The following is a 1,612-nucleotide window of genomic DNA, read 5'->3' on the forward strand; positions in this document are numbered from 1 at the left end:
GTCGGCAACGGCGTACTGGGCCTCTTCAGCGTACTGGGCCTCTTCGGCTTCCTCATCGATCCGGAGATCCTGGTCGAGCGAAATGGCCAGCTCGTCCGCCATCGAATGATCGTCCTCGAAGGGAGAGACGTCCTCAAGCGAACCGGCGACGGCATCGTCAAAATCAGACGCGAGAGCCGGCTCGACGGACGGCGCCGCTTCAGCTGCGACCGCATGGCTGGCGCCGGCGACGTGATCGTCTATCTCAGCCATGTCCAGTTGGAAATCGTTGTCGAGCGACACCGAAAGCTCATCGTCCATCGCGCTGGCGTCAGCCGCTTCGAATGCCGGCTCAAGCACGAAGGTCGGCTCATGAGCCTGAACAACCGGAGCGGCGTCGCTGTCGTCAGCGCCGAACTCGCCCATCATTTCTTTCTCGAGATCGATATCGAAATCGCCCTCTTCGAGCCCGTGATCGGCGGCTGGGGCCTGCGGCTGGGCGGGCGATTGCGGCCTGACCGGCTGGCGCGGGTCGAATCCCATGATCCTGGTCAGTTCCGCGAACGGATCATCGTCAGCGATGTCGTTGTTGTCGGCTACTCTCAGCTGGGTTCTGTCTGCCATTATTGTTCCCGAACTCGCACTCATTCGGACGCCATGGACGTCGCGTAGGGTTGGCCCTTACCAGCGCAATGTGGGCAAAAGGTGACAGGTTATTTAGTCAAACCTAACGCATTTCGGTGGGCGCGGCGGCTCCGATCAACGTCAGGCCGGACGTCAAAACGTCCGAAACAGCCTGCACCAGCCCTAGTCTGGCATGCGTCAATTGTCGGTCGTTAACCTTAACAAAACGTAAGTCCGGATTATCCGTGCCACGGTTCCAGTGTCCGTGGAAGCTGGAAGCCAGATCATAGAGGTAAAATGCCAGCCGATGCGGCTCGAGCGCAAGGGCGGCGGACTCGATCAGCCGCGGGTATTCGGCAAGCTTGCGGATCAGGCCGATCTCACCCTCATCGGTCAGCAATGCCGCGGCCGACGCCAGGCTGTTGCGGTCGAAATTGGCTTCGCCCAGTTGCTCGCTCGCCTGCCGGAACACCGAATGACAGCGCGCCGAGGCGTACTGGACATAGAACACCGGATTGTCCTTGGACTGCTCGGTCACCTTGGCGAAATCGAAATCCAGGGGCGCATCGTTCTTGCGGTAGAGCATCATGAAGCGGATCGCGTCGCGGCCGACCTCCTCCACCACTTCGCGCAGCGTCACGAAATCGCCCGACCGCTTCGACATGCGCACCGGTTCGCCCTCGCGAAACAGCTTGACCAGATTGCACAGCAGGACAGTGAGCTTCACCTCGTCGCCGGCAATCGCCCGCGCCAGGGCCTCCAGCCGCTTGACGTAGCCGCCATGGTCGGCGCCGAGCACATAGATCAGGTCGACGAAACCGCGATCGACCTTGTCCTTGAGATAAGCGACGTCGGCGGCGAAATAGGTGAACGAGCCATCGGACTTGACCAGCGCCCGGTCCATGTCGTCGCCGACCGCGGTCGAGCGGAACAGCGTCTGCTCGCGATCCTCCCAATCGTCGGGTTTCTCGCCCTTGGGCGGCGGCAGCTTGCCCTTGTAGATATGGCC

The 1,612-nt window shown here is 61.5% G+C and carries 2 protein-coding genes and 1 pseudogene; 1 reads left to right on the top strand and 2 read right to left on the bottom strand.

Annotated features, from left to right (window positions below; genetic code table 11):
- Positions 1-405 (bottom strand): annotated as a pseudogene (locus EN750_RS39720) (SPOR domain-containing protein); the annotation flags it as partial.
- Here EN750_RS39720 and EN750_RS39725 point away from each other — a divergent pair.
- Entirely contained in the window at positions 352-651 is a 300-nt protein-coding gene (locus EN750_RS39725) for a hypothetical protein (protein WP_189526649.1), read from the top strand. The pseudogene EN750_RS39720 and the gene EN750_RS39725 sit on opposite strands and share 54 nt — an antisense overlap.
- 55 nt (positions 652-706) lie before the next feature.
- Here the strand turns inward: EN750_RS39725 and EN750_RS33405 are convergent.
- On the bottom strand, positions 707-1,612 hold a 906-nt coding region (locus EN750_RS33405; protein WP_245482883.1), incomplete at its 5' end, for a DALR anticodon-binding domain-containing protein.

Origin of the sequence: Mesorhizobium sp. M7A.F.Ca.ET.027.03.2.1, from assembly GCF_003999175.1 — a bacterium.
GTDB lineage: Bacteria > Pseudomonadota > Alphaproteobacteria > Rhizobiales > Rhizobiaceae > Mesorhizobium.